The sequence below is a fragment of the Proteiniphilum sp. genome (assembly GCF_034331125.1).
In the GTDB taxonomy this organism is placed as follows: domain Bacteria; phylum Bacteroidota; class Bacteroidia; order Bacteroidales; family Dysgonomonadaceae; genus Proteiniphilum; species Proteiniphilum saccharofermentans.
The window spans coordinates 30,279-54,696 of record NZ_JAXQGC010000004.1 but is presented as its reverse complement, the minus strand read 5'-3'; the positions used below and the strand labels follow the sequence as shown (position 1 = coordinate 54,696).

The following is a 24,418-nucleotide window of genomic DNA, read 5'->3' as shown; positions in this document are numbered from 1 at the left end:
TAACATACAAATGAAGAAGATATATATAGTTATAGCAGCATTGATGTTATCCGCCGGAAGTTTTGCTCAAACTGCAGACTCTCTGTTAAGGCGTCAAATGGAACTGGAACGTGACTTCAACCCCACCCTTCTTGATGCCGACAAGATCAATTCACTCCCGGCACTGCGAGAGCCGGTTGTCCAGAAAGCCAACACAAACTACTCCTCCTGGGCAGGACGTACGACTCCCCCATTGGAAATAGCACTACCCCGCCCGGGAAATATCATGACTGATATCCCTTTCAGCACAAAAAAGGGATTTCTTTCATTCAGTGCAGGTAATTATGCCAACATGGATGGCGCTTTTGGTTATCGTCTGGTGGAAAACGAAAAAAACAACCTCACATTCTCATTTCTGCACAATTCCACAAATGGTGATATAAAATATATACAAAATGTTGATGCAAAGACCAACAAAGCCTATTTCATGGATAATGAAGGACGTTTAGGATACCGTCACCAGGCCGAAGCGCTCACATTCAACATTGACCTCTCCTACCTTCACTCACTCTTCAATTATTATGGGAACAGATTCGGCCATCCGGCTTTATATGAAGATGAAAACCAGCGTTTGGGAGTGTTGGATACAAAAATCAGCATTGCCTCACACGAATCGGATCTGCTGAATTATAGAGGATATATTAATTTCCGCAACTTCTCCACAGAATTCGGGGAACTCCTCAATTCGGAAGGAATAAAGGGGAATGAGGTGAATGCCATGGTAGGATTTGATAAACCTTTCGGCGATGCAGATAGTAAATTGGGTATTGACGGAAAGATCTTCACCACCTTCTATAATGGTGATCTCGACAACTATTACCTGATGAGTGCCTCACCTTATATAACCTTTGGGACTCCCAACAGTTATGCCAGGTTAGGTGCCGACGTGCTTTTCCAGACTGCCGCCGGTACAAGAGCACGCGTTGCCCCCAACGTGAAACTACAATGGGCGGTGACTGAACATTCATCACTTTATGCAAATGTTCACGGCGGATTCAGCAATAACACCTTTCTCGAAATGATGCAGGAATCTCGATATATTCGTCCTTATGGCACAGTAAAACCTTCCTACTCCATTATCGATTTAGATGCCGGTGCAAAAATCGGTGAAATCAGCGGATTCAGGTTCGATATCTTCGGTGGATTCAAAAAAACCGAGGATGAACATTTCCTGATACTGAACGTCGATGGAGATGCGTTGGGGGCTCATAAAGAGGTGCTCAGGCCTGTATATGGCGATTTATCACATGCACATATTGGCGGAATGATCCAAACCAATATCTGGGCTCCCCTCGATGTATCGGTGCGATTGAAGAAGAATTTCTACAGCCTGGATCGTGTCACCCTTGATGAAGCGGAGATCAATGATCCCAAAGCCTACAACAAACCCGGTTTTGAAGTGGACATTCGTGCCGCATTCACTCTTACCGATTTCCTGAAACTTACGGCTAATTACTACTTTGCCGGAGACCGCTGGTCCTATTACGATGGGGCGAACGCGCAGATGGACAATATCAACGATCTCAATGCCGGCGCACTTTACCAGATCAACGACGCCTTCTCCATCCATCTGAGGGCAAACAACCTGTTATCTCAAAAATATGATATCTGGTATGGACATCCGGCACAGGGCATCAATGCTTCCGGTGGATTCACCTTCCGGTTCTGACGATATTTTCCTGTGAACGAACCGCCCGATTCTCCCTTCCGAAAGCCCGGGCGAATCTCGTTCCCGGTCTGACAGTGAGATTGCATAGCATTGAAAAGCGTTTAAAACTATTTTTAATAGATCTCCCTTCTTGTTTACAATGCTTTTGTGTACTTTTGTAGAAAGTAAGATGCGTTTCGGGCGAGTCTGAAAATCTATTTTCGCCTTGCCGCTCAACGGTCATTACTTTTGTCGCAATCTTTCTGCGTTAATAAACTATTGGAGGAATAAGTAAGGTATGGGTAAACAAACAAAGGGTCAGAAGAAAAACCCGAAAACAAAGGATATATCACAAAAGAATGGCATCATCAAAGTGATGTGGGGTCTCTTCGGCCTCACAGCGGGAGGTGTCATCCTTTTTTTCCTACTTGTCTCCGCGGGGATGATAGGTTATATTCCCAAAATTGAACAACTGGAAAATCCGATTGACAAATACGCTTCGCAGGTAATTTCAACGGACAATGCACTGCTTTTCACCTATTCTCTAAGTGATGATAACCGTATATTAGTAGATTACTCTGAGCTCTCACCCCATCTTATCAATGCATTGATCGCTACGGAAGATATACGCTATTATTCTCATTCCGGCATCGACATTATCGGCCTGGGAAGAGTAATATTTAAGACACTTATACTCAGCCGGGAAGAAAGCGGAGGAGGTAGTACTATCACACAGCAGTTGGCAAAACTACTCTATTCACCAAGGGCGAATAACAAAATAGAGCGTGTTTTCCAAAAACCGGTTGAATGGGTTATTGCCGCCAAGTTGGAACGCTTTTACTCAAAAGACGAAATCATTAATCTTTATCTGAACAAATATGATTTCAACTATAATGCAGTAGGAATTGAATCTGCCGCCCGTACCTATTTCAACAAAACACCCAAAGATCTGAGCATTGAAGAAGCGGCCATGTTGATTGGAATGCTTAAAAACTCTTCCCTCTATAATCCCCAACGCCGTCCGGAAGTAACCAGAGACCGCCGGAATGTGGTAATCACACAGATGCAGAAAGCCGGCCACCTCAGCAAACAGGAAGCCGACTCTTTGAAGCAACTTCCTCTGGAAATCGATTTCAACCGTTCCGACCACATCGATATTATCGCTCCCTATTACCGTCAGCATCTCGCAAAAATAATGATGGCTAAAAAGCCGGAGAGGAAAAATTATGCGTCATGGGAAGGACAACAATTTGTTGAAGATTCGATTTCATGGGAAGAAAACCCGCTTTTCGGGTGGTGCAACAAAAATAAAAAATCGGACGGATCCAGCTATAATATCTATACTGACGGATTAAAAATTTACTCTACCCTCGATTCCCGTATGCAACGCCATGCGGAAGCAGCTGTAAAAGAACATTTGGGAGGTTATCTCCAGAATCAGTTCTTCCGTGAAAAGAAAGGAAAGAGTTATGCACCCTACTCCCGTGAAGTAAGCGACAGGGTAGACAACCTGATGATGGTCTCCATGAGGCAAAGCGAACGATATCGTGTCCTCAAACAAGCCGGCCTCAACGAAGAGGAGATTATCCGGAACTTCAAGGAAAAACCGGTGGAAATGAAGGTCTTTTCGTGGGAACACCGGGAAGTAGATACACTCATGACACCTTGGGATTCCATCCGTTACCACAAAAATTTCCTCCGTACCGGTTTCATGGCGATGGATCCTCTAACCGGACATGTGAAAGCCTATGTAGGAGGCCCTGATTTCAAGTTCTTCAAGTACGATAGTGCCACCGGTAAACGTCAGATCGGATCCACCATCAAACCCTATCTCTACACATTGGCAATGGAGGAAGGAATGAGTCCCTGCGACGGTATGATCCATGGTCCGGTAAGATTGATGGATGAAAACGGCAAGCCATGGGATCCGAGAAATACACGTCCGGCAAGCGGAGAGTTTGTGAGTATAAAATGGGGGTTGCAGAACTCCGACAACTGGGTCACCGCCTGGCTGATGAGCCAGTTCTCACCCTATGCGTTTGCCAGGATGCTCCAATCGTTCGGGCTAAAGACACCCGCTCCCCCGGTAGTATCATTGGCATTGGGTCCCAATGACGCTTCCGTATATGAAATGGTAGGTGCCTATTCCGCCTTTATTAACAGAGGTATCCGTGTGGAACCGATGTTAGTGACCCGAATTGAAGATTCTTACGGGAATGAGGTGGCGACGTTCGTTCCACGTATGAAAGAGATCTTTAGCGAATCAACTTCTTACAAAATGCTCGATATGTTGAAAGGAGTTGTTGACGGTGGAACAGGTGGCCGGTTACGCCGCATCTATAACCTGAAAGGACAAATGGGTGCCAAGACCGGTACTACCAACAACAACTCCGACGGCTGGTTCATGTCCTTTACTCCCAACCTGGTAGCCGGCTGTTGGGTAGGAGGAGATGAACCCTCTATCCATTTCGACCAGATGGCTTATGGGCAGGGAGCCAGTATGGCACTACCTATTCACGGCATCTTCTATCAGAAGGTCTATGCCGATAAGGAGTTGAATTACACCGACAACGGAGTCTTTGATATCCCGGCCGATTTTGACCCCTGTCACGATATGCAGCGATATTCACCCGACTTCTACCGGAACAATGATCCGGTGATAGAAAGTGAAGGCATTGACGATATATTCAATTGATATTCAATTGTTGTTCGGTAGTTGTTCAACTGTTATTCGATGGTTATTCGAGCGCAAACAAGCATTATTTATTATTCTGGAAGAACAGTTCCTCCCTTAATTTTTCAAGGCGTAAGGCAACATATCTGTAAAGCCGGTCAGTGGTGCCAGGTTTTCCGGCTTCACCATCTGCCAGATCCTCCATATCCGCATCCCACCCCTCGGGAGCCGTCTTTAGAAAACGTTCAAAGTAGTTGATCGCATTCTTATAATCCTTGTTTAAATCATAGCAGTAACCAATATTGTAGAGTAGTGAGTGGGCCCGGGAATCGCGCTTATATGCCGAACTGTAATACTCCACGGCCTTGACAAAACTTCCCGACCGCATATAGGCATCACCAAAGGAGCGATCGAAATCAAACAACATCTCATTCATTTTCTCGATTATCTCCACTCCTTCCGCCAGCACCTCTATCCCTCTCTTCCGGTTGTATGTCCAGGACAGGGCTGTTCCATAATAATAAAGCAGATAGATATTGGTATCGCTATTATTCTGATTGTATGCTTTTTCCAGCCAGGTAACGGCCTCATAATACAATTGGGAGGCATATAGGCTCATACCGAGATAGTAACAGGTTGTATACGAACTGTCACCCAGAATTATATTATCTTTTAACCGTTCGGTCGCTTCCTTATAATTGCCTGCCGAATAATGAGCCATCCCGTTCAATTGACCGATTAGTTGCTGTGCGGGATTAATATTTTCAAGATATGTCTGCGTCAGATCGATGACAGCATCATAAAATTTCAGACCCAGATAGATATTCCCCAGCTTATTGACAGCCAAATAATCTGCCGGATTCTTATCAATAGCCTTGGAATAGTACCAGATGGCAGAATCTCCCTGATTGCTGTATAGATACGCATCTCCTACCATACGAAGCAGCAGGGGTACGGAATCTGTTTCAAAGACTGTTTTCGCCTGTGCTATAGCCCGCTCCCAATTATTGTTCCTATAGAATGCCATTGCATTTTGAGTCTGAATAAATTGGTTACCCGGCGATAAGCTGTCGGCTATTATCCAACATTGCAACGACAGCGGCGAATTCCCCGCTTGTGATGCACATTCCGCCATCGAAATTACCAGATTGACATCATCCGGATACTCATCCAACAGTTGCGTGTATATATTCAGTGCTGCTGTATAATTATACAACTTTTCATAACAATGGGTTTTTAATAATAGATTTTCCCGGGTAGAGGGAGCTCCATCCAACAACTCCAATACCTTTCTGTATTGAAAATTTTGTAAGGCTTCCTGCACATTATTATCATTGGACTGCGAAGACAGGTATACCGGGAATAGGAGTGTCAAACTGAGAAATATAGATCTAAGCATCATGTAGTTTTTAGGTAGTTTTTAGATTATCGTTACCAAATAACAATCATTTTTCGATATGGGCAGGGGAGAAGTTTACTTGGACTCTGCCCATATCGAAAAATGATTAACAAGAAGATTGGATCAGTTTTGAAGCCTGAAGACAACCGGCAGGGTATAACGCACTCTCACAGCCTCACCTCTTTGGGTACCCGGTTTCCATCTGGGCATGGACTCTATCACCCTGACAGCTTCTTTATCCAGTGCAGCATCCTGGCTCCGGGCCACCTGCACATCACTCAGGGCACCATCTTTTTCTACTACGAAATTCACGATCACACGTCCCTGAATGCCATTCTCCTGTGCTACTGCCGGATATTTAATATTGTCACCCAGGAATTTCATCATAGCTGCATTCCCTCCGGGAAATTCGGGTTGTTTCTCCACCACCACAAAAACTTCGCTATTATCCTCTATTATATCTACCTTTTCAGGAATGATATCAAGTGTATCCGCAGATCCCGGAACAGCCGCACTACTTTCCGTTGCCACATCTCTCCCCTCTTTCTTATCCTGATTTACACAACTATTGGCCAAAATCAGTATAAAAGCCAAAGGAAGTATCAGCAGATATTTCACCAATTTCAATGTAGGCGATTTCGTTTTATTCATCATCATAATCCGTTGTTTTAATTGTGAGACATTAAAGTTATTTACAATCCCGGCTGTAGCCCCTTGATAAATCAACCGTAGAAGGTGGTATTGATACTCCGTGCTATCGACACCTTCGCACAATACGCCATTATCGGCGAGATACTCCAGATTCATGGTAATTTCCCGCTTCATGAACCAGGCAAACGGATTCCACCATGAGAAAAGACAAACCAATTCTATGAGCATGATATCGATGGAATGCCACTGGCGGGTATGCGTCTGCTCGTGTAATAAAATCTGGGAAAGTTCGGCTTCAGAATGGTTTCCAGTATGAATAAAGATCCTGTTAAAGAACGAGAAAGGTGTCATATCATCTTCTAACCGATAAACCGGAATGCCGGCGATGCTACACCTTTCGCTACGCATATTCACCCGAAGGATCGATAAAAGCTGCCCGATAAAGCGCAAGAGAAATATAAAAGTAACAACTATATAAACCAACGAAATTATCCTAGCCCATGGAACAGCCGCTCTGGTAGTACTGCCCTCATCCTGCAATATTGTCGCATTTGTCCCTTCCACGATTACCGTTGCCTCTACTTCTCCCAATCCCATGGACGATATCCGGAAATCACTCAGTGCCGGAATAGTCCAGAAGGGATAAAAAAGCGAGAAAACAATCGCCGACAGGAAGAATACTCGCCGCAGACGCAGGAAAGTATCATTCTTCAATACAAGGGAATAGAGCAGGTAAAACAAGGTAAGGGCAATGTTTACTTGTATAAGGTATGTAAAAATCGGATGCATGGTTTGTTCTAGTTAGCGATGAAACAAATATCTTCTCAGAATCTTCGGTTATTTTACAGTTACAAACTTTCGTTTTAGTCGACATAGCCAACAACTACTACCTCTTCAAGTATCATCATCCCTTCTACTTTTTTCAAATCATCCAGAAGGTCGCTCTTAAAGAGATTCGCCCTTTCTTCACTTGTCAGGGGATCATCTTCGGGATTATCTCTCTGAAGTCTGAAAACCACGGGCAGTACACCACGTACATTTACTGCCTTTTCACGCTGTTTGCCCGACTTCCATCTAGGCATTGAACTGATGACACGTTTCACTTCCGCATCCAATGCAGGATCCACTCCCTGCAGTATACTCACATTGCTGATGCTACCATCTTTCATCACATGAAAATCACAAATTATCCTTCCCTGGACTCCTTTTTCCTGAGGTATAACCGGATATCTGAAATTATCAGCCAAAAATTTCATCATGGCACTTTCGCCTCCGGGAAATTCAGGTTGGGACTCTGCGACTATAAAGAGTTCCTCCACCTCTTCTTTCTTTTGTGGTGGAGGGTCAGGCAAATTTTCATCATTTGTCTGAGACTGCGAAACTCCTGAGGAATTTTCATCAACAAGTTGAATTGCTACGCTTTTATCTTCATTTTGAACCGCATAAATACTGTTTGCCATTACAAACAGGAAAAACAGTGGTACTACGAGAAGATATTTTACTGTCTTCGTTGTCGACGATTTTGCTTTATTCATCATCATAATTCGTTGTTTTAGTTGTGATACATTAAAGTTATTTACTATCTGAACTGCAGTTTCATGATAAGTCAATCGTAAAAGATGGTACTGGTACTCCCGGCTGTCAACGCCTTTGTGCAGTACACCGCTATCTGCCAGGTATTCCAGGTTCATGGTCATTTCCCGCTTTAACAGCCAGACAAATGGATTCCACCAAAAGAACAGGCACACCACTTCGATAAGAATGATATCGATAGAATGGCATTGGCGCACGTGCATTTGTTCGTGCAACAGAATCTGGGACAATTCGGTTTCGGAATGCTTTTCGGCATGAATAAAAATCAAACTGAAAAAAGAGAAAGGAGTAATATCTTTCTTTAGTTGATGCACAGGTATCCCTGAAATAACCTGCTTCTCACTTTTTACCCATATATTATAAATGGATAGCAGCTGAAAGACAAACCGTAACAGGAGTCCAAGCGTGATAACTGTATAAAACAGTGCAAGGATACTTCCCCAAGGAATAATTACAGGTCCTGTAGACTCCCCTTCCAATACCGTTGACGTAGTAGTTGGTCTACCCTTCATAACGGTGACAGCCGTTTCCTGAAGGTCAGAAGATCGGGTAGTCCACACATCACTCAGGCCAGGAATCGTAAAAAAAGGATAAAGGAGAGAAAAAATAACCACTGACAAGAAAAAAAGGCGCCTTAGCCGCAGAAAGGTATCCCTCTTCAATACAATTGTATATAAGAAATAAAAAAGGGACAGCGCAATATTTACTTGTATAAGGTATGTAAAAAAGAGTGACATGATATGTTCAATTTGGTTGAAACAACTCCTTACTTCTGTTTCTTCTCAATAAGGCGGATAATCTCTTCAAGTTCGTCTGCCGTAATTTTCTGTTCCTTGGCAAAAAAAGAAACCAGTTCTTTATAAGAGTTATCGAAATAACTTTGCACTACTCCCGACAAAAAGTGCCTCTTATAGGCCGATTCCGATATCACGGGCTTAAATACCTTCACATTCCCAAATCGTCTCTTTGCAAGATATCCTTTATTCTCGAGGTTTTTGAAGATAGATGCTACCGTAGTATAGGGCGGTTTCGGATCTTCCATTCTATCTACCACATCCTTAATGGCACACTCGTTGAGTTGCCAAACATGCAACATTACATTTTCTTCCTGATGAGTTAAACGTTCCATATCTTTTTATCTATATTAATAATACAAATCTACGACTTTATCGTAAAAGACAATGCATTTCGTAAAAATAATCTGGTTAAATAATTATAAAAAGAGCCGCCTCTATAAAATAGAGACAGCTCTTGAAATCTATATACAACAGGAATCAGGCCTGTTTTTCAAAGTCTTGCATACATCGGATCAAAGCCTCTACAGCCTCTTTTGGGCAGGCATTATAGATAGAAGCACGGAATCCGCCTACTGAACGATGGCCTTTGATGCCTATCATACCTCTCTCTTTCGCGAACTCAAGAAAAGCGGACTCTTTATCTTTATACTCTTCATTCATCACAAAGCAGACATTCATGATGGAGCGGTCTTCTTTGGCAGCAGTCCCCACGAAAAGTTTATTACGGTCTATCTCATCATAGAGAAGTCCCGCCTTCTCTTTATTGAGCCTATGCATCGCCTCAACACCACCTTGGTCCTTCACCCATTTCAAGGTCTCATGCATCACAAAAATAGGAAATACGGGAGGTGTGTTGAACATGGAACGGTTCTTTTCTGAATCGCTGATATGTGTATGGTAATCGACCATAGTCTGCAATGGCCGGTCGATCTTGCCGAGAATATCTTCACGGACAATTACAAAGGCCACACCTGCAGGCCCCACATTCTTTTGGGCTCCACCGTAAATAATACCGTATTTGGAAATATCTACCGGACGGCTCATTATGTCGGACGACATATCTGCAACCAATGGCACGGGACTATCTATATCTTCGTGCATCTCGGTTCCGTAAATGGTGTTATTGGTTGTGATATGAAAATAATCGGCATCTGCCGGAATAGTATAACCTTTGGGTATATAGGAGTAGTTCTTGTCATCTGAAGAGGCCACCACCTCCACTTCCCCGTAAAATTTCGCTTCTTTGATCGCTTTTTTAGCCCACACCCCGGTCTGCAGATATGCCGCTTTCGTTTTCATCAGGTTGGCCGGAACCATAAAAAACTGTGTACTGGCTCCTCCGCCAAGCAAAAGTACCCGATAATTATCGGGAATATTAAGCAGTTCTTTCCACAAATCTGCTGTCTCTTTCATGATCCGCTCCCATCCTGGAGTACGATGCGATATTTCCAGAATACCTATTCCGGTGTTGTCGAAATCGCGTATCGCTTCAATGGCTGACTCTACTGCCGGCCGGGGAAGTACGCACGGACCAGCATTAAAATTGTACTTTTGCATACGATTATATTTATGAATTATGAGTTATGAGTTATAAGTTATGAATTCCTGAGAATTAAAAGTGAATAGTGAGGGATTAACCACTCAGGCACTTGGACATTCGGACACTTAGGCACCTAATCACTTTCCCACTTAAATTCACAGATTTACCCTGAAACGTTCGTCTCCGTTCTGAAAGTATGCCACAATTTGATTGGCAGCTGCCAATCCTGCATTTTTATTAGCATCTGTAGTTTGCGCACCCAATTTTTTAGGAGTGGCAAAATAACGTCTCGGGAATTTTTCCAGGAACTCCTCATGTTTGTCGGGCTTGACATCAGTAACATATTGGAAAGCGGGGCGCTCTTCCATGATACGGATGAGATCATCTTCGACCACCAGTTCCTTACGAGCTGTATTGATAAGAAGCCCATCTTGTGGCATCAGGGACAAAAGAGAATAATCCACACAGTACCGTGTTTCTTCCAGCAAAGGCATATGGAGTGATACAAAATCACTATTCCCGAACAGTTCCTTATTGGTATAGGCAGTGATTACCCCATATTCCCCTTCTTTACGCAAGTCGTCGTGTGTAAGCGTAGGTGAGAAAGCATACACCGGCATATCGAAGCCTCTCGCTATCTTGGCCACCATTTTTGCTACGTTCCCGAAAGCATATAACCCCAGCCGTCTGCGGGTCAACTCACGCCCTACCGAACCATCGAAATGGTTACGCTGAGCATAGATCATCATACCAAAAACAAGCTCAGCTACGGCATTGGCATTCTGGCCCGGGGTATTCATCACACAGATACCGCAATTGGTAGCTGCCTCCAAATCCACATTATCGTAACCGGCCCCTGCCCTTACGATTATTTTCAGATTGGGGGCTGCCTCCATTATCTCCTTATTGACAATATCACTTCGTATGATCAAAGCATCCACGTCCTTCACAGCATCAAGCAACTGGCTTTCATTTTCATACTTCTCTAACTTCACGAACTTATGACCCGCAGATTCAATAATATGCTGAATCCCCTGTACAGCAGGTAAAGCGAATGGCTTACTCGTTGCCAAAAGTACTTTCATATTCATTCTTTGTTTATAAAAATTTTACCGGATACTTGACCGATTCCTTCAAGTCAGGGCTTTTTATATACTTTTTAAAATTATCACTTTGTAATTAAGAATTGCAAATTTACAAACTTATATCTAACAAAAAACGAAATCGGAATAAAAAATCCATGATGATTCCATTTTCTGTGATTTAAAAGTTATTTGTCCGATAAATTGAATCATCGTATCTTTGTACGACTCGAAAATGTTATATAAATGAACAGTCCTTACCCATCCGCTTTACTCGAAAATGCAGTCAACGAATTTGCCAATCTCCCCGGGATTGGAAGAAAATCGGCATTACGATTGGTACTCCATCTGTTGCGTCAGGATGAAGAGAGAGTAGCCAATTTTGCAGGCACCATGCTAAAATTGAAGCGGGAAATCAAATATTGTTCTGTCTGCCACAACATCTCCGATACGGATGTATGTAATATTTGCAGCGACAAATCACGGGATAGTTCTTTGATTTGCGTTGTGGAAAATGTAAAAGAGGTGATGGCCATCGAGAAAACGGTACAATTTGGTGGACTTTACCACGTTTTAGGAGGTATTATCTCCCCTATCGATGGCATTGGCCCGTCTGATCTGGAAATCGCCAGTCTCGAAGAGAGGGTGAAATCGGGTGAAATCCGGGAGGTGATCCTTGCCCTCAGTGCAACCATGGAGGGTGATACTACCAATTTTTATATCTACCGCAAACTTCAACCTTACGGGGTGAAAGTAAGCATCATAGCCAGAGGAGTATCGATTGGAGATGAGATCGAGTATGCTGATGAGGTGACACTTGGCCGCTCTATTATGAACCGGACTCCATTTGATGAATCCTATAAACTGGTATCAAAATGAAAAACACGCATGCAATGGAAAAAACCATAAAACTCTTGAGAGGACGTTATTACGGGAGCATTATCCTGCTGGCGGTCATTTTCCTGTTTTCCATATTTAGTATGATCCCGCTCTTTGCAGATGGACAGGCAATCAGTGCCACTCTGGAAAGATATGCCATCATGATCACTATTATAGCCATTCCGGCTTCACTGAAGTTTTTTGCCGACCGGCTGAAAAAGGCGGCTCGTCCCGTAGATATCCCGACCGCCTCAAATAAATATAAAAATATCTCTTTCATACGTCTATACACCATCAGCACAGTGACACTTATGAATATCTTCCTGTTTACTATCTCCCGAAACATGAATTTTTTCTGGTTTACAGTGGTACTTTTTATCGTATTTCTTTTTTGCAAGCCATCTTATGTGGAACTGGAAGGTCTCACCAAACTACCGGAAGGGCAGGGTCTGACAGAAGAAGAGGGACTAGTGGTACCTAAACAAAAGGAAAGAGAATCCGGAGAGATGGAAGAACAACTTCTGGAAGAGATACAAAATAATCCCGAGCCAATAGAATATAATTATCCGGAAAATGAACAAGTTGATGGAAAATAATATCCTTCGCCTACGTGCTCCCGAACCGGAGGATCTGGATTTGCTTTACGCCTGGGAAAACGACACTGCCATTTGGCAAAACGGAGCCTCTATCGTACCTTTTTCCCGTTACTCCATCAAACAATATCTGATCGACTATAAGCATGACATATATGTAGACAAGCAGTTACGGTTGATGGTAACACTGAGGGAAACGGACGAATGCATAGGCACCGTCGACTTGTATGATTTTGACCCGTTCCACAGGAGAGCCGGTGTGGGGATATTGATAGACAGTAAACACCGTCGCCGGGGATATGGCATGCAGGTACTCATGCTACTTGAAGATTACGCGTTTCGATTTCTCAATTTGAGACAACTTTACGCCATCATTCCTGAAAAGAACAACAGCAGTATCCGTCTTTTCGCTAAAACGGGATATCGGAAGAGTGGGCTGCTGGAAGAGTGGCTTGCCTCGGAAGATTCATTCTGCCACGCGTTGATAATGCAAAAACTCAATTCATAAGACCATACAATATTTTTTGAAAGAACAATGCAAGACGATATAAAAAAAGCATGCGACATATTAAGGAAAGGAGGAATCATCCTTTATCCTACTGATACCATCTGGGGTATTGGTTGTGATGCGACTAATGAAGAGGCCGTAAAACGTATTTACGATCTGAAGCAGCGAGACGACACCAAATCGATGCTTGTCCTGATGGACAATCCCGCCAAATTGCAGACATACGTAAAGGAGGTACCCGACATTGCCTGGGACCTGATAGATCTGGCCGACAAACCCCTCACCATCATTTATGACGGAGCTAAGAACCTGGCACCAAATCTCATTGCCCCGGACGGATCCATCGGCATACGTATTACAGCCGAAACTTTTTCTATGGAGTTATGCCGGCAATTCCGCAAACCGATTGTATCCACATCAGCCAACATAAGTGGAGATCCCTCGCCCTCTTCTTTTTCGGAAATCGGGCAAACGGTCAAAGAGGGGGTGGATTATATTGTTACGTACCGGCAAAAAGAACAAACCAAAGCCAAACCATCGGGAATAGTTAAACTGGGAAAAGACGGCTCCATCAAAATTATACGTAAGTAAAAAAAATTAATTATCTTTGCATAAAGGCTGTTCATTCACTAAAGTTAGTTATTTTGAATTTCATTCCTCAATGCAACTGACAGAAAGATTCAATAAATTTCTTATTTGGCGTGACAGGCACATAAAGGAGCGTCATTTTTTACTGTTTGTCTGCTTTTTAGTGGGAATTCTCACGGCATTGGCGGCTTTCTTTCTTAAAACGGCGATCCACTTTTTCCAGGTCTTTCTCACCGAAAATTTCAGTCGTCCCAACCTCAACTTCTCTTACCTGCTCTACCCTATTGCAGGAATCCTGATTGCAGGCCTGTATGTAAAATATGTGGTGAAGGATGATATCAGTCACGGCGTCACAAAGATCCTTTTTGCCATCTCCCAGCGGAAAAGCAGGATCAAGCCTCACAATATGTATTCGTCGTTAGTAGCCAGTTCCATCACCATCGGATTCGGGGGATCAGTAGGAGCAGAAGCACCGATCGTATTGACCGGTTCCGCCATCGGTTCCAACCTGGGAAGATTCTTTAAACTGGAGCAACGCAGTCTGATGATCCTGGTAGGTTGTGGAGCCGCGGGAGCTATCGCAGGTATCTTTAAAGCACCCATCGCAGGCATTCTTTTTGTGATAGAAGTATTGTTGCTCGACCTTACCATGGCCTCCATATTGCCTCTTCTGGTAACAGCCGTAACAGCCACTACGGTATCATACATCCTCACGGGCATGGACGCCATGTTTGCCTTTACGCTGATCGAACCTTTCACGCTCAATCGTATTCCCCATGTAATCTTTCTGGGTATACTCTGCGGTTTCCTCTCCTTATACGTGATACGTGTCATGAGCCGTTTGGAAAGACTTTTCCACCGACTTTCATATTGGAAAAAATTCCTGCTTGGGGGAACCATGCTGAGTTTGCTTATCTTTTTCTTTCCACCGCTTTACGGGGAAGGATACAATACTATCAATATCCTGTTAGCTAGTGGAGATCTGTTCAATTCACTCACTAATGAAAGTTTCTTTCACCAACTGGAAAGCAGATGGACTATTGTGGCTTTTCTGATACTGGTCATTCTCTTTAAAGTTTTTGCCACCAGTGCAACCAACGGTGGGGGCGGTACCGGAGGGGTATTCGCTCCCACCCTGTTCTTAGGCTGCATCGTTGGTTTTGTCTATTCGTACACACTCAATCAACTGGGATATACAATATTTCTGCCACAGGAAAATTTTGCGTTGATGGGGATGGCTGGGGTGATGGCCGGGGTAATGCATGCACCGCTTACCGGCACCTTCCTTATTGCAGAGTTGACCGGAGGCTATGACCTGTTCCTCCCCCTCATGATCGTATCGCTACTCTCTTACGGGACTATCATGATATTCGAAAAGCACAGTATCTACGCCATACGTCTTGCCAAAAAAGGGGAGTTGATCACTCACCACAAAGACAAAGCCGTTCTCACTTTTCTGAAGATTAAAGACCTGCTCGAAAAGGATATCCCGACAGTAACGCCTGAAATGACGCTCGGTGATGTAGTAAGGGTGATTTCTACCAGCCACCGGAATATTTTCCCGGTAGTAGATGACAAGGGTATTCTTTTGGGACTCGTGATGATGAATGATATCCGCAATATCATGTTCCGCCCCGAATTATATGATCGATTCACCGTAAAGAAATTCATGGTCGGGGCGCCAGCCACAATAGAATTACACAGCACTATGGAAGAGGCAATGGCGAAATTTGAGAATACCAAGGCATGGAATTTACCTGTGGTAGACCAGAAAGGAGTCTATCAGGGTCTGCTGTCACAATCGTCTGTTTTCAATTCCTACAGGGAGGTTTTAGTTGAAAATTACTCCGAAACAGATGAGTAGACTAATGTACCAATATGCCAATGAGGTAATTGGTAATTAGTAATTGGTAATTGGTAATTGGTAATTAGTAATTTTTAATTAACTATTTCATGGACAAAAAATCATTACGTATCCTCTTCATGGGTACTCCCGAGTTTGCCGTAGAATCTCTAAAATCACTGGTAGAGAACGGATATAATGTAGTGGGGGTTGTCACCATGCCCGATAAACCGGCAGGCAGGGGGTATAAACTACAACCTTCACCGGTAAAACAATATGCGCTCCAACAGGGGCTACCGGTACTGCAACCCGAAAAGCTGAAAGATGAAGGGTTTCTAAATGAACTCAAAGAATTGGGTGTCGACCTGCAAATCGTCGTCGCTTTCCGCATGCTGCCCGAAGTAGTATGGAATATGCCGCCGAAAGGCACTTTTAACCTCCATTCATCCCTCCTGCCCCAATATCGGGGTGCTGCCCCTATCAATTGGGCTATTATCAACGGAGAGAAAGAAACCGGCGTGACTACGTTTTTTCTTTCACACGAGATTGATACCGGTAAGATAATCTTTCAGGAAAAAACCACAATCGATGATCAGGACAATGCGGGTACTCTACACGACAGGTTAATGACAATGGGAGCTCAACTGGTACTGAAGACGGTCGACGCCATATTGGAAGAGAATGTACAATCGATCCCCCAGGACAAACTTTTCAAAGATGCCTCCGAATTAAAAAGTGCTCCAAAAATTTTCAAGGAAGATTGCCAGATCGACTGGGATAAATCCACACAGGAAGTCTATAATTTTATCCGTGGCTTATCACCCTATCCGGCAGCATGGACAGAATTAGTAACCGAAAACTGTGAAGAGAAACTCCGCTTCAAACTATTTGACAGTAAACCGATTGCGGACACAACACACAACCTGTTGCCGGGAAGCATCAGGACAGACAATAAGACATACCTCGATGTGGTTGTAAAGGATGGTTTCTTACGAATTGGCTCACTTCAATTAACAGGCAAGAAACGAATGAGTATCATCGACTTCCTGAATGGATACCATTTCGAAAAGAAAGTACGATTCAATTAAGATTACCATTTATAATTCAGCCCAAAGCTAAGGGTCTGATTCACCTGTAAATATTTGAATTTAGGATCTGCGGGAACTCCATCGTCAAACCTCATGTTCACATAAATACGCGTGGAGAAAGCATTGCTCAATGCCATATTCAGGCTATTCTCAAATTCCGATATAACTTTCTCGTAACTGGTAAAGTAGGTCAGACGCGAATCCCAGGAAATATACCTAGTGATGTCGTATTTCAATATTGATGTAAGGGTACTACCGATATCCAGTTGGGATTTCTTTCCTTCATCAATCCCGAACCGTTTCACATCCACATCATTGTTCAACACATAGGTGTAGTTGATGGAGATAGGGGCAAGCGCCAATTCCCACCTCACCCGGCGATGCCGTACCCTCTCGGATTTTTTGTCGATATTATACTTTAACCCGATCCCTGCATTGACATACAAAGGAGACATAAATGACGAAAGAAGATCGTTCGAGTTGACCGGATATGCTTTAAACATCTGGGATTTTGCCTCTAAGTTGGTAGAGTAAGACCATCCTTTACCAAAAGCATCTACCCCAAAGTCGCCATAATAACGAATAAGGTCATTACCGATACGGTGCTTGCGTAACGAATCGTCAGGAGCATTAAAGACAGATAAACGCCACTCCAGTGTGTTATTAAATTTCACCTTATCTTTATGGTAATTAGCCCTCAATATATGCAGGCTATTAAAATTCAGATTATTAACCCCTCCTTTGTGCCAGTTATCCGAGAAATAGTTCTGGGCAAACTGGAAAGAGTGTTCTCCGGAACGCACCCAGTATTTTCTACCAATTGTAACACCTTCAATACCGGGAGCATCTAATGAATAAGCTGTTTCAACCTTTATCAACTCACGGAAAGGATTAAATGTCTCCCTCACTACCCGGTCATCTGATTCCAAACTGGGTATTGAATCAAAACTAGCCACGGAATATCTGATCCTGTCGGGATATTTTACATAATAATCGCGTCTCACCTTTTGAACAAAGTCCACATGATCCAGCCGGGGAGCAAAGGTCTTTTCCCGGGGAATGAGGGCTCCCTTATCATGATCCTCTTCAACAGGGTATAAAGATAATTCCCGAGGAAGTATCTTCCCCGTAAATATCATAGGCAGGAAAAGTGGATTATAAAAGAGTGTGTCACGGAACGAGAGTCCATTCATTGATCCAACATTATTATAGTTCACAGGAAGTTGCAGCGTCCCATTTTCCCTCCTGAAATAAATGGAATCCAGCGGGTTACGGAATGATGGAATTGAGTCTTCAAATATTATCGAGCCTGTTCCCTTCGCTACCGGGTTTGAAACCGGAGGTATGATGATAGTATCGGGAGGTGTGATAATGGGGTTGGGAGGCGTATCAGTCCCTTGTTGCGGAGATATAATCTCACTATCAATTCTCTCTTTGGCTTGCATTGTACGGCGTTCAATCTGCCTGCTGATATCGGTGATATCCCTGAACAGATCAAGACTATCTATCATTGGTATAGAGTCCGGCCTCTCGACAACTTTATTTTCAATCCCGGAAGCTATCACTCCGAACGAACATATTGTTATTATCAAAAAGGGGATAATAATTCGTCTCATACGATTATTTTATTTTTTACGTCAATTCACCTATACATTCTTCCAATGGGCAAAGATATAAAAAAAGTTTCATTTATAAATGAGAAGTTATTAAGGAAGAAAAACTTTTCTCTCCGTTTATCTGTTATTTATATCTGTTAAGATATCTTTCAGCAAACGCATCAACAAAAAATTGTTTTACTTTTGCCAGACAGAATGGGACAATGTAAACAACATTATAATATAATCGACGGAGTCATATTTAGGAGTCTTGACTCTTGGTTCTGATTTTATTTTTCGCTTTTAATTTTTAATTCGCAAGAATTGGTAATTGGTAATTAGTAATTGGTTATTAGTAATTTATAATACAATCATATGAGAAAAATTTCTTTCGTTTTACTGATCGTGATAGGAGCGATGGGGCTCACCGGATGCCAGGGATACAACCGGATGGTAGAAAAACAAGAGGCCGTAACCTCACAATGGGGTAACGTACAGAATGCTTATCAGCGTCGTGCCGACCTCATTCCCAACTTAGTAAACACGGTAAAAGGATACGCCCAACATGAACAGGAGACTTTTACCCAAGTAACAGAAGCAAGAGCCAAGGCCACGCAAACAACTATCAATCCTGAAAATCTCACGGCAGAGAGCTTACAGGAATATCAGCAGGCACAAGACCAGTTGAGCCAGGCACTGGGTAGATTGTTACTGATACAGGAGAATTACCCTGAACTGAAAGCCAACCAGAATTTCCTCGCACTTCAGGATGAACTGGCAGGAACAGAAAACAGGATCTCGGTAGAGCGGAACCGTTTCAACCAGTTGGCGCAGGACTATAATGCCTATATCCGCAAATTTCCACAGGTGATCTATGCTAAATGGTTCAAATTTGAACCAAAAGCCTATTTCGAAGCGACTCCCGCAGCACAGACTGCCCCTGAGGTACAATTCTGAGAAGATATTTCCACACCATACAATTTAACTTAACGGGAAAATAAAAACCGGTTGAGATATGTTGAACAAAGAGGAACTACAGAGAATCACTGAATCTATCCAACTCGCGGAAAGCCACACTTCAGGAGAAATACGTGTATGCGTGGCCCGACAATGCAAGGGAGATCCAATGGAAGCTGCATTCAGGAAGTTCTACCAACTTAAAATGGATACTACCCGTCTTCGCAATGGTGTCCTTATCTACGTATCTCCATCCCATCACAAAGCCGCCATTATAGGTGACCGGGGAATTCACGATGCAGTGAATGGTGGATTTTGGGACGAAGCGCTGGAAAAGATGCTCTATTATTTCAAAAAGGGAGAGATTGCGGAAGGTATCTGCAAAGGTATAGGAAAAGTGGGGGAATTGATCAAATCCCGTTACCCCATATCGGAGAATGATATAAATGAATTGGGCGATGAAGTTATCCTGGAAGAATAAATATATTCTCATACTTATACTCTTTTCTTCTTTAGGATTATCGGCACAAGATATTCCTGAGCCAATGGTACCCTACCGTTTGGTAAACGACTTTGCCGATATTTTCTCTCCGGCAGAGGAGCAGGCTCTCGAGCAAAAACTACGGGCCTATAACGATTCCACCTCCACCCAGATATATGTGGTTTCAGTAAGCGATTTGGGTGGTTATCCCGCCTCCGATTATGCCTTTCGTCTTGGAGAGAAATGGGAAATAGGACAGAAGAGCAAGGATAACGGTGCCGTCATCCTTATCAAACCAAAAATCGGAAATAGTCGTGGACAAGCATTTATCGCCACCGGCTACGGATTGGAAGCACGGATTAACGATGCCTATGCCGGCCGTATCGTTCGTAACGACATGATTCCCTACTTTATGGATGAGGATTATTTCGGTGGAGCAAATGCTGGCATAGACGCCATGATAGCGCGCCTTTCAGGAGAATTCGCTGCTGATGCCCAAGAAGAGGACGGAATTCCACTTTTTGTGATCATTATTATCCTGATAGGAGCCTTATTATTGCTCTCTGCACTTTCTAAAGGCGGGGACCAGCACATAGGAGGTGGTGGGCACAAGACAAGCTCTCCCCCTATCTTTTTCCCGCCAATGAGTGGTGGACGAAGAAGCGGCGGCTTTGGAGGCGGAAGTGGCTGGAGCGGAGGTTTCGGCGGCGGAGGAATGGGCGGCTTCGGCGGCGGTGGCGGTGGCAGATTCGGTGGCGGAGGTGCCGGTGGAAGCTGGTAATATGGATCAGAAAAAGTTAATCACTATCCTGGGCCCCACGGCAAGCGGAAAAACCGCCTTTGCCGCACAATTGGCATACACGCTCGATGGCGAAATTGTGAGTGCCGACTCCCGTCAGATATACCGGCGGATGGATATAGGTACCGGCAAAGACCTTTCGGAATACACTGTAGAAGGATCTTCTATCCCCTATCATCTTATCGACATCCGCGAACCGGGAGAGAAATACACCCTCTTTGACTATCAACACGATTTTCATAAAACCTACTGCGACATCCTCAGCCGCAACAAGACTCCCATACTGTGCGGCGGCACCGGACTTTATATCGAATCGGTGCTGAAAGGATACAATCTTCCTGATGTACCCGCCAATCCGAGACTGAGGTCAGCACTCGAACAAAAATCACTCGAGGAGCTGACCGACATCCTGCAAAGTTACCGTCCACTACATAACACAACCGACACTGACAGTAAAAAAAGGGCAATCCGGGCCATCGAAATAGAAGAATACAAATCGAAACAAGAGAGTTCTGCCACCACATTCCCTCCGGTAGAAAGTATTATCCTGGGCCTCGATATAGACAGGGAACTCCGGCGAAAAAAGATCACCGCACGCCTCCACGCACGTCTTCAGGAAGGGATGATCGAAGAGGTGCGGAGTATCCTTGATTCCGGAGTTTCACCCGAAGATCTGATTTATTACGGACTGGAATATAAATTCGTAACACTTCACGTGACCGGTAAGTTAAGTTACGGAGAGATGTTCCGGCAACTGGAGATTGCCATCCATCAATTTGCCAAACGGCAGATGACATGGTTTAGAGGTATGGAACGCCGGGGATTCGTTATTCACTGGATAGATGCATCCCTGACTTCCGAACAAAAACTGCAACAGGCACATTTTTTTATAGCAAAAGAGTAAAGAATAAAGAGATTTTAGTTTCTATAATTCTGTCGAGGTATAAGAAAAATAAGATAAACAGATGCAAATCGGGGTGAAAATTGTAATTTTGTGACTTAGATAATAACGCACCCCAAAATTAAGGTTCGTAAAGTACTTCAGTTATACTCCATTTTTATAAATTAACACCAATGATCAAAGGAATATTTCCCGTTGAGAAGTTCAAACAACTCGACACCCCATTTTATTATTACGATACAGAGTTATTACGTGCCACACTCCAGGCTATAAAAAAAGAGACAGAGAATAAGCCTTTCCATGTGCATTATGCGGTAAAGGCGAACGCCAACCCACTCATTCTGAAAGAGATTTCCGCTTTTGGCTTTGGTGCTGATTGTGTAAGTGGCAACGAGATACTGGCGGCCATGGAATCGGGATTTACCCCGGATAAAATAGTCTTTGCAGGTGTGGGGAAAAGCGACCGGGAGATAGAGATCGGGCTTGATAACGACATTTTCTGTTTTAACGTGGAATCGATCCCTGAACTCGAGGTTCTCAACACATTGGCCTCTGCAAAAGGAAAAACGGCAAGGGTGGCATTCCGTATCAACCCCAATGTAGACGCACATACACATAAGTATATCACTACAGGACTAACTGAAAATAAATTTGGCATCAATGAACAGGATCTGCCCCGAATCCTGGGAGTGATGAAGGATTCATCCAACCTGCAACTGACAGGCATACATTTCCATATCGGTTCACAGATTACCGACCTCAAATCATTTGAAGACCTTTGCGTGAGAGTGAAGGAGTTACAGGAGTGGTTTAATACACAGGGGATTAAACTGCCAATCATCAATGTAGGAGGAGGACTTGGGATAAATTACCAGCATCCTAACCACATCCCAATGGCCGATTTCGAATCCTACTTCCGGCTCTTTGAAAAAAACCTGCAACTACAACCAAATCAGGAACTGCATTTCGAACTGGGAAGGGCAGTAGTGGCACCCTGTGGCTCACTCATATCACGGGTACTTTTCGTAAAAGAGGGTATCCAAAAAAAATTCCTGATCGTGGATGCAGGAATGACCGACCTGATACGTCCCGCACTCTACCAGGCTTTCCACCATATAGAAAATATCTCCTCCGACAAAGAACCGGCGCTATATGATGTGGTGGGACCTATCTGTGAATCGAGTGATGTTTTTGCAGAACAGATCATGCTTAACGAAAGTGCCAGAGGAGACCTGATTGCCATCCGTTCCGCCGGCGCATACGGAGAAGTCATGGCATCCCGATATAACTGTCGCAACCTGCCCTTATCATACTTTTCCGACCAACTTTAAATGATATGCTTTCAGGAACACAAAAAATGGATCTTCTCAATTCATTATTCAACCAATTCACCCTGACGGAATGGATACTGGGAGGCATATTGCTGCTTTGCTTCCTGATACAACTCTTTTTTTGGCTTTTCATTTACAGGCGCCCTTACAGCTACCAGAAAAAAAAAGGTGAACCATCCATTCCTGATGAAACACTCCCTGCCATCTCGGTCATTGTCACCTCGAAGAACAACGCCGAAGAACTGGGACGAAACCTGCCGTCCATACTGGAACAGGACTATCCGAACTTTGAAGTGATTGTCGTAAACAGTGGATCGACAGATGACACCGACATCGTGCTGAAAGCCGCTGAACTAAAATATCCCCATCTTTACCATACTTATGTGCCGGCAGAAGCCGACGGTGGCATCAATGAAAAGAAACTGGCACTCACACTGGGAATTAAAGCAGCAAAGTACGATTTCCTCCTATTCACCGAAGCCTATTGCAAACCATCTTCTAAACATTGGATCAGAGAATTCGGAAAAGAATTCACGCAGGGAAAAGAGGTGATCCTGGGTTTTAGCCGGCTGGAGATTCCCAAGAAGACAGGCCTACGGGGGTTTATGCTATATGATAATCTCATCCACCATTTGAAATTCCTATCAATGGCTATATTGAGAAAACCTTTTATGGGAATTGGGCGCAATCTGGCTTATAAAAAAGAACTTTTCTTCAAAAATAAGGGTTTCTCTCCGGTATTAAACCTGGAGGGAGGAGAAGACGACATATATATCAACAGGATCGCCCCGAAAAAAAAGACAGGCGTAGTACTTTCCCAACAGGGCCTGACTGAAACCGGCAGTGTGCATCATTTCTCGGAATGGCGTACTTTAAAGTCCCGGTATCTCTATTCGAAACAGTACTACAAAGGATTCTCGTTCCGTATATTTAGCCTGGAAACATTCTCCAAATATCTCTTCTATATCTCATTAATTGGCACTATTGCATTGGGGATAGTAGCCGGTAACCACATACTGACAGCTTCGGCCTTATTATTTTTTGTGATCAGATATGTGGTTCAATGGAGAGTAACCACCCTTAACAGCCGTCTCTTCAATGCAGGGAAATACCATCTCAATCTCTTCTTTTACGATATTTTTCAACCTCTTAATAACACCCGATTCAGGAGATATGCCATCAAGCGGAACAGGGCAAGAGGATAATGCAAGAGCAACTGACAGGAGTAACAGAAAGAGGGAAGGCAAATCAAAATAAACAGGTATCATATAAGGCAAAGAGAGGGAAACCCGTCAATCTGTCAGGCAAAAGCTGCTCTGAATGAAACCGATAGGGTTAAATCGGGTTAATCACTCTTTGTTTGCGTTAAAAGTGTTAAAAAACCGGTCTGCAGCTAAAAATTCTGCATGTTATTTGTCATATATTTGCAGGA

The 24,418-nt window shown here is 43.6% G+C and carries 21 protein-coding genes; 14 read left to right on the top strand and 7 right to left on the bottom strand.

Annotation, left to right across the window (positions count from 1 at the left end):
- Positions 1–10 precede the first annotated feature (10 nt).
- A complete protein-coding gene (locus tag U2P89_RS00635) occupies positions 11–1,708 on the top strand; it encodes a TonB-dependent receptor (protein ID WP_322190350.1) in 1,698 nt (565 codons plus the stop codon).
- Positions 1,709–2,063: 355 nt separating this feature from the next.
- Positions 2,064–4,382 (top strand): transglycosylase domain-containing protein, encoded by a 2,319-nt coding sequence (locus U2P89_RS00630; protein ID WP_322190390.1) that lies wholly within the window; start codon positions 2,064–2,066, stop codon positions 4,380–4,382.
- A 64-nt stretch (positions 4,383–4,446) separates the two neighbouring features.
- On the opposite strand, the gene U2P89_RS00625 is transcribed toward U2P89_RS00630, so the two are convergent.
- The 6 genes from U2P89_RS00625 to U2P89_RS00600 form a co-directional block, all read right to left on the bottom strand.
- Positions 4,447–5,763, bottom strand: a complete 1,317-nt coding sequence (locus U2P89_RS00625; protein ID WP_322190349.1) for a tetratricopeptide repeat protein — start codon at positions 5,761–5,763, stop codon at positions 4,447–4,449.
- Between the two features lie 120 nt (positions 5,764–5,883).
- Positions 5,884–7,200: a M56 family metallopeptidase gene (locus U2P89_RS00620; protein ID WP_322190348.1), complete on the bottom strand. Its 1,317-nt coding sequence runs from the start codon at positions 7,198–7,200 to the stop codon at positions 5,884–5,886.
- Positions 7,201–7,274: 74 nt separating this feature from the next.
- Positions 7,275–8,741, bottom strand: coding sequence for a TonB family protein (locus tag U2P89_RS00615; protein WP_416188600.1), 1,467 nt, complete (start codon positions 8,739–8,741; stop codon positions 7,275–7,277).
- A gap of 29 nt (positions 8,742–8,770) precedes the next feature.
- Positions 8,771–9,133, bottom strand: a complete 363-nt coding sequence (locus U2P89_RS00610) for a BlaI/MecI/CopY family transcriptional regulator (protein WP_091905945.1) — start codon at positions 9,131–9,133, stop codon at positions 8,771–8,773.
- A gap of 145 nt (positions 9,134–9,278) precedes the next feature.
- Complete coding sequence (serC, locus tag U2P89_RS00605) at positions 9,279–10,358, bottom strand: 3-phosphoserine/phosphohydroxythreonine transaminase (RefSeq protein WP_322190346.1); 1,080 nt, start codon at positions 10,356–10,358, stop codon at positions 9,279–9,281.
- A gap of 138 nt (positions 10,359–10,496) precedes the next feature.
- Positions 10,497–11,426 carry an NAD(P)-dependent oxidoreductase gene (locus U2P89_RS00600; RefSeq protein WP_076932009.1) on the bottom strand — a complete coding sequence of 310 codons (930 nt, stop codon included), beginning with the start codon at positions 11,424–11,426 and terminating at the stop codon, positions 10,497–10,499.
- A gap of 243 nt (positions 11,427–11,669) precedes the next feature.
- Here U2P89_RS00600 and recR point away from each other — a divergent pair, with 243 nt between their 5' ends.
- From recR to fmt, 6 genes are all read left to right on the top strand, one after another.
- On the top strand, positions 11,670–12,302 hold the full coding sequence (gene recR / locus U2P89_RS00595; RefSeq protein ID WP_091905949.1) for a recombination mediator RecR: 633 nt from the start codon (positions 11,670–11,672) through the stop codon (positions 12,300–12,302).
- A 14-nt stretch (positions 12,303–12,316) separates the two neighbouring features.
- Positions 12,317–12,898 carry a hypothetical protein gene (locus U2P89_RS00590; RefSeq protein ID WP_322190345.1) on the top strand — a complete coding sequence of 194 codons (582 nt, stop codon included), beginning with the start codon at positions 12,317–12,319 and terminating at the stop codon, positions 12,896–12,898.
- Positions 12,876–13,403 carry a GNAT family N-acetyltransferase gene (locus U2P89_RS00585; protein ID WP_091905953.1) on the top strand — a complete coding sequence of 176 codons (528 nt, stop codon included), beginning with the start codon at positions 12,876–12,878 and terminating at the stop codon, positions 13,401–13,403. Before U2P89_RS00590 ends, U2P89_RS00585 begins: the two co-directional genes overlap by 23 nt.
- Before the next feature lie 27 nt (positions 13,404–13,430).
- Complete coding sequence (locus U2P89_RS00580; RefSeq protein WP_091905955.1) at positions 13,431–13,994, top strand: L-threonylcarbamoyladenylate synthase; 564 nt, start codon at positions 13,431–13,433, stop codon at positions 13,992–13,994.
- A gap of 70 nt (positions 13,995–14,064) precedes the next feature.
- Positions 14,065–15,855, top strand: coding sequence for a chloride channel protein (locus tag U2P89_RS00575; protein WP_076932008.1), 1,791 nt, complete (start codon positions 14,065–14,067; stop codon positions 15,853–15,855).
- A gap of 89 nt (positions 15,856–15,944) precedes the next feature.
- Entirely contained in the window at positions 15,945–16,922 is a 978-nt protein-coding gene (gene fmt, locus U2P89_RS00570; RefSeq protein WP_092024509.1) for a methionyl-tRNA formyltransferase, read from the top strand.
- A gap of 2 nt (positions 16,923–16,924) precedes the next feature.
- Here fmt and U2P89_RS00565 read toward each other — a convergent pair whose 3' ends face one another.
- Complete coding sequence (locus U2P89_RS00565; protein ID WP_091905959.1) at positions 16,925–18,538, bottom strand: DUF3078 domain-containing protein; 1,614 nt, start codon at positions 18,536–18,538, stop codon at positions 16,925–16,927.
- Between the two features lie 354 nt (positions 18,539–18,892).
- On the opposite strand from U2P89_RS00565, the gene U2P89_RS00560 reads away from it, so the two are divergent.
- From U2P89_RS00560 to U2P89_RS00535, 6 genes are all read left to right on the top strand, one after another.
- Positions 18,893–19,474, top strand: a complete 582-nt coding sequence (locus U2P89_RS00560; protein ID WP_091905961.1) for a LemA family protein — start codon at positions 18,893–18,895, stop codon at positions 19,472–19,474.
- 58 nt (positions 19,475–19,532) lie between these two features.
- Positions 19,533–19,955: a TPM domain-containing protein gene (locus tag U2P89_RS00555; protein WP_091905963.1), complete on the top strand. Its 423-nt coding sequence runs from the start codon at positions 19,533–19,535 to the stop codon at positions 19,953–19,955.
- The gene (locus U2P89_RS00550) at positions 19,933–20,736 is read left to right on the top strand and encodes a TPM domain-containing protein (protein ID WP_091905965.1); all 804 of its coding nucleotides are present in this window, start codon (positions 19,933–19,935) and stop codon (positions 20,734–20,736) included. Before U2P89_RS00555 ends, U2P89_RS00550 begins: the two co-directional genes overlap by 23 nt.
- Before the next feature lies 1 nt (position 20,737).
- Positions 20,738–21,658 (top strand): tRNA (adenosine(37)-N6)-dimethylallyltransferase MiaA, encoded by a 921-nt coding sequence (gene miaA / locus U2P89_RS00545; protein ID WP_322190389.1) that lies wholly within the window; start codon positions 20,738–20,740, stop codon positions 21,656–21,658.
- A 170-nt stretch (positions 21,659–21,828) separates the two neighbouring features.
- On the top strand, positions 21,829–22,986 hold the full coding sequence (gene lysA / locus U2P89_RS00540) for a diaminopimelate decarboxylase (protein WP_091905969.1): 1,158 nt from the start codon (positions 21,829–21,831) through the stop codon (positions 22,984–22,986).
- Between the two features lie 5 nt (positions 22,987–22,991).
- Positions 22,992–24,191 (top strand): glycosyltransferase, encoded by a 1,200-nt coding sequence (locus U2P89_RS00535; protein ID WP_091905971.1) that lies wholly within the window; start codon positions 22,992–22,994, stop codon positions 24,189–24,191.
- Positions 24,192–24,418 lie beyond the last annotated feature (227 nt).

What these genes read in the sequence shown, in the direction of transcription:
- serC (WP_322190346.1), bottom strand. Translation starts at nt 10,358, where the DNA reads ATGCAAAAGTACAATTTTAATGCTGGTCCGTGCGTACTTCCCCGGCCG.
- U2P89_RS00610 (WP_091905945.1), bottom strand. Translation starts at nt 9,133, where the DNA reads ATGGAACGTTTAACTCATCAGGAAGAAAATGTAATGTTGCATGTTTGG.
- U2P89_RS00565 (WP_091905959.1), bottom strand. Translation starts at nt 18,538, where the DNA reads ATGAGACGAATTATTATCCCCTTTTTGATAATAACAATATGTTCGTTC.
- U2P89_RS00630 (WP_322190390.1), top strand. Translation starts at nt 2,064, where the DNA reads ATGTGGGGTCTCTTCGGCCTCACAGCGGGAGGTGTCATCCTTTTTTTC.
- U2P89_RS00550 (WP_091905965.1), top strand. Translation starts at nt 19,933, where the DNA reads ATGAAGTTATCCTGGAAGAATAAATATATTCTCATACTTATACTCTTT.
- lysA (WP_091905969.1), top strand. Translation starts at nt 21,829, where the DNA reads ATGATCAAAGGAATATTTCCCGTTGAGAAGTTCAAACAACTCGACACC.
- miaA (WP_322190389.1), top strand. Translation starts at nt 20,738, where the DNA reads ATGGATCAGAAAAAGTTAATCACTATCCTGGGCCCCACGGCAAGCGGA.
- fmt (WP_092024509.1), top strand. Translation starts at nt 15,945, where the DNA reads ATGGACAAAAAATCATTACGTATCCTCTTCATGGGTACTCCCGAGTTT.
- recR (WP_091905949.1), top strand. Translation starts at nt 11,670, where the DNA reads ATGAACAGTCCTTACCCATCCGCTTTACTCGAAAATGCAGTCAACGAA.
- U2P89_RS00560 (WP_091905961.1), top strand. Translation starts at nt 18,893, where the DNA reads ATGAGAAAAATTTCTTTCGTTTTACTGATCGTGATAGGAGCGATGGGG.
- U2P89_RS00555 (WP_091905963.1), top strand. Translation starts at nt 19,533, where the DNA reads ATGTTGAACAAAGAGGAACTACAGAGAATCACTGAATCTATCCAACTC.
- U2P89_RS00575 (WP_076932008.1), top strand. Translation starts at nt 14,065, where the DNA reads ATGCAACTGACAGAAAGATTCAATAAATTTCTTATTTGGCGTGACAGG.
- U2P89_RS00580 (WP_091905955.1), top strand. Translation starts at nt 13,431, where the DNA reads ATGCAAGACGATATAAAAAAAGCATGCGACATATTAAGGAAAGGAGGA.
- U2P89_RS00590 (WP_322190345.1), top strand. Translation starts at nt 12,317, where the DNA reads ATGGAAAAAACCATAAAACTCTTGAGAGGACGTTATTACGGGAGCATT.
- U2P89_RS00625 (WP_322190349.1), bottom strand. Translation starts at nt 5,763, where the DNA reads ATGATGCTTAGATCTATATTTCTCAGTTTGACACTCCTATTCCCGGTA.
- U2P89_RS00585 (WP_091905953.1), top strand. Translation starts at nt 12,876, where the DNA reads ATGAACAAGTTGATGGAAAATAATATCCTTCGCCTACGTGCTCCCGAA.
- U2P89_RS00635 (WP_322190350.1), top strand. Translation starts at nt 11, where the DNA reads ATGAAGAAGATATATATAGTTATAGCAGCATTGATGTTATCCGCCGGA.
- U2P89_RS00620 (WP_322190348.1), bottom strand. Translation starts at nt 7,200, where the DNA reads ATGCATCCGATTTTTACATACCTTATACAAGTAAACATTGCCCTTACC.
- U2P89_RS00535 (WP_091905971.1), top strand. Translation starts at nt 22,992, where the DNA reads ATGCTTTCAGGAACACAAAAAATGGATCTTCTCAATTCATTATTCAAC.
- U2P89_RS00600 (WP_076932009.1), bottom strand. Translation starts at nt 11,426, where the DNA reads ATGAAAGTACTTTTGGCAACGAGTAAGCCATTCGCTTTACCTGCTGTA.
- U2P89_RS00615 (WP_416188600.1), bottom strand. Translation starts at nt 8,741, where the DNA reads ATGTCACTCTTTTTTACATACCTTATACAAGTAAATATTGCGCTGTCC.